This is a genomic window from Promineifilum sp. (SeqCode) (assembly GCF_041918635.1).
Lineage (GTDB): Bacteria > Chloroflexota > Anaerolineae > Promineifilales > Promineifilaceae > Promineifilum.
Genome location: NZ_JAYRVJ010000303.1, coordinates 1 through 3,091 on the forward strand (window position 1 = coordinate 1; position 3,091 = coordinate 3,091).

Here is a 3,091-nt window from a genome sequence, read left to right on the forward strand (position 1 = left end):
CCCGATTCCAGTTGCCGCCTATGGCACTCTGTGCTATACTACCGTCACGACATTCTGGAGATTGCGACCGGAAAAGTGGGCCAACCCACTTTTTTTGTTTCTTCCGTCTGTTGTGTACCGGTTAGAAAAACTGAATAGGTTGGAACAGTCCATGAAGAGCGAATTTATCCTGGCTTTTAACGAAATCTGCGAGTCACGGGGTCTCCCCAAAGAGGACGTCTTCGAAGCGTTGAAGACCGCCCTCGTTTCCGCGTTCCGGCGCGACGCGAACCTGAGCACCAATCAGCGCGTCACGGCGGAGATTGACCCGCGCACGGGCGAGCCGACCATCTACACCGAGAAAGAGGTGGTGGATGACGTGCTCGACCACCGGACCGAGGTGGCGCTGACCGCCGCCCGCAAAGAGGGGCACACCGACGCCCAATTGGGCGACGTGGTCATGATCGACAGCACGACCGAGAGCTTCGGCCGCATCGCCGCGCAGACCGCCAAGCAAGTCCTGTTGCAGCGCGTGCGCGAGGCGGAGCGCGAGCACCTGTTCGAGGATTTCTCTGGCCGCGAGGGCGAGCTAGTCAACGGCACGGTGCAGAGCATCAGCGGCCAGCACATCACCATCGGGTTGGGCCGCACGGAAGCCATCCTGCCCAAAAGCCAGCAGGTGCAGGGCGAGCGCTACCGCGCCCACGATAAGATTCGCGTCTACGTGTTGGAAGTGCGTCGTACCAGCCGCGGCCCCCAGATCGTCGTCAGCCGGAACCACCGTAACCTGTTGCGCCGCCTGCTGGAACTGGAAGTGCCGGAGATCTACAACGGCCAGGTGGACATCAAGAGCATCGCCCGCGAGGCGGGCCAGCGCTCCAAGGTGGCCGTCCAGGCGTTGCAGCACGGCGTGGACCCGGTCGGCGCGTGCGTCGGCATGCGCGGCGTCCGCATCCAGAGCATCGTCCGCGAGTTGAACGACGAGAAGATCGACGTTATCGAGTGGGACAACGACCAGCGCGTCTTCATCGCCAAGGCGCTCAGCCCGGCGCGCGTCTCCCACGTCTTCCTGGAAGAGCACCCGGAAGAGGGCAAGACGGCCATCGTCATCGTGCCCGACGACCAGCTGTCGCTGGCTATCGGCCGCGAGGGCCAGAACGCACGGCTGGCGGCCAAGCTGACCGGCTGGCGGATCGACATCAAGAATTTGACCGAGGCGGCGTCGGATGCGCTGAACAGCCTGGATCATCCGGCCGTAGACCCGAAGATCGCCAAGGACACGGTGCTGCTGACTCAGGCGCGCACCATCCTGGACAAGAAACAGATGGGCCGGCCCATCACCGCCGAGGATTACCAGGCGCTCGACCGGCTGGTCGCCAACGTCGAGGGGCGCATCATCGCCGAGCGCGCCCAGGGGTACGAGGTCATGCGCAAGCAGCGCGCCGAGTTGCGCAAGCGCGTGCCCGAGTCCGCCTGGCAGCAGCCGCTCGACGTGCTGGACTTGCCCGGCCGCATCCATAACCTGTTGCTCGACACGAACGTCAACACCGTCGGCGACCTGATCTATATCCTGGAGATGGGCGACGACTACTTCCTGAAGTTGCGCGGCCTGGGTGAGAAGGCGCTGGAGACGGTCAAGGAAACACTGGCCGCCTACCAGTCGGCGCAGATCGCCGCGGTGGCTGCGCAAGACGCGGCGGTGGTCGAGGTCGACGCCGCGCCAGCTGTGGCAACGCCGGCCGAGGAAGCGCCGGCGCTCGAAGACACACTGGCCCGCCAGGAGGCGGAAGTGGCTGAGTTCCTGGAAGCGATAACGGAAGGCGCGGCCGTTGAGCAAGTGCCGGTCATTGAGCGTATCGTCCAGACGGAAGATATGGTCACGACCGTGCCCGACATCATTCTCGCAGAGGAAGAGGCCGAAGTCGAGTTGGATGAGGAAGAGGAAGGCGAGACCATCGCCGGTGTGCTCGACCTGGATGAGGTCGAACCGGAAGTGGCCGATACGCTGACGCCGATTGACGACCTCTCGGCCCCCATCTTCGTGGTGGAAGAAGCGCCGCCGAAACCGGCGCCCAAGAAGAAGCCGGCCGTCGTCATCGTCCGCACAGCGGCCGAAGAAGCGGCGGCTGAAGAAGAGGCCAAGCGCAAGAAGCGCAAGGGCCAGCCATTGGTCTATAATGAGGAGTTGGATCAAGTCGTCGTCGACCGCAAGCGCAAGGGCGGCAAACATACCGCCTGGGATGAGGACGACATCGATCTGGGCGAACTCTAGGCGAGAACGATGACCGGCAAACAGCCCGCGCGCCGGCGGCACGTGCCGCAACGCACCTGTGTCGTCTGCCGCCGCCAGGTTGACAAGCGCCGGCTGACGCGCGTGGTGCGCACGCCGGAGGATGGCGTCGTTATCGACCCGACCGGCAAACGCAACGGCCGCGGCGCTTATTTGTGCGACCAGGCTGAATGCTGGGACAAGGCGCTACGGCACGTCGGGATTCTGAACAGCGCGCTCAATGCGCAGTTGACCGAGGCCGAATTGGCCGCCATCGCCGCCGACCCGCGACGACCGGCGGTGGCAGCTTGAGTTTAAAAGATAGGAATCGTATCCGCAGATGACACAGATTTTCCCGGATTATCCGCCAAAATCTGTGTCATCTGCGAAATCTGTGGGTTCTTTCTTACGGCAGCACACGGAAAGGCAGTAAGGTATGGCAGAAGTAAAATCATTAATCGAGATTCCGGCATTTATCACAGTACGTGAGCTGGCCACTCTGATGGGCGTGAGTCCGATCAACGTCATCAAGGAATTGATGGCGAACGGCATCATGGCCAACATTAACCAGCAGATCGACTTCGACACGGCGGCCATCGTCGCCGGCGAAATGGGCTTCGACGTGACCGCCCATGAAGAGATCGTGCCCGAGGCAGCCCCGGAAGAGGAGAAGACTGGCTGGCGCAAGGTCTTGGCCGGCGAGCGCGTGGCCGACCTGCAGCCGCGGCCGCCCGTCGTCACCATGCTCGGCCACGTCGACCACGGCAAGACGTCGCTCCTGGATGTGATCCGCCAGACGAATGTGACCGCGGGCGAGGCCGGCGGCATCACGCAGCACATCGG

At 63.1% G+C, this 3,091-nt stretch carries 3 protein-coding genes; all 3 read left to right on the top strand.

Annotated elements, in window-relative coordinates:
* Nucleotides 1-151: 151 nt before the first annotated feature.
* Nucleotides 152-2,251, top strand: coding sequence for a transcription termination factor NusA (gene nusA, locus ACE3UY_RS09810; RefSeq protein ID WP_374687359.1), 2,100 nt, complete (start codon nucleotides 152-154; stop codon nucleotides 2,249-2,251).
* 9 nt (nucleotides 2,252-2,260) lie between these two features.
* Entirely contained in the window at nucleotides 2,261-2,560 is a 300-nt protein-coding gene (gene rnpM, locus ACE3UY_RS09815; RefSeq protein WP_374687360.1) for an RNase P modulator RnpM, read from the top strand.
* Between the two features lie 124 nt (nucleotides 2,561-2,684).
* A partial coding sequence (locus ACE3UY_RS09820; protein ID WP_374687361.1) for a translation initiation factor IF-2 N-terminal domain-containing protein occupies nucleotides 2,685-3,091 on the top strand: 407 nt, incomplete at its 3' end.

Bases quoted from the DNA above. Each gene is read 5' to 3' on its own strand.
- nusA (WP_374687359.1), top strand. From the start codon at position 152: ATGAAGAGCGAATTTATCCTGGCTTTTAACGAAATCTGCGAGTCACGG.
- rnpM (WP_374687360.1), top strand. From the start codon at position 2,261: ATGACCGGCAAACAGCCCGCGCGCCGGCGGCACGTGCCGCAACGCACC.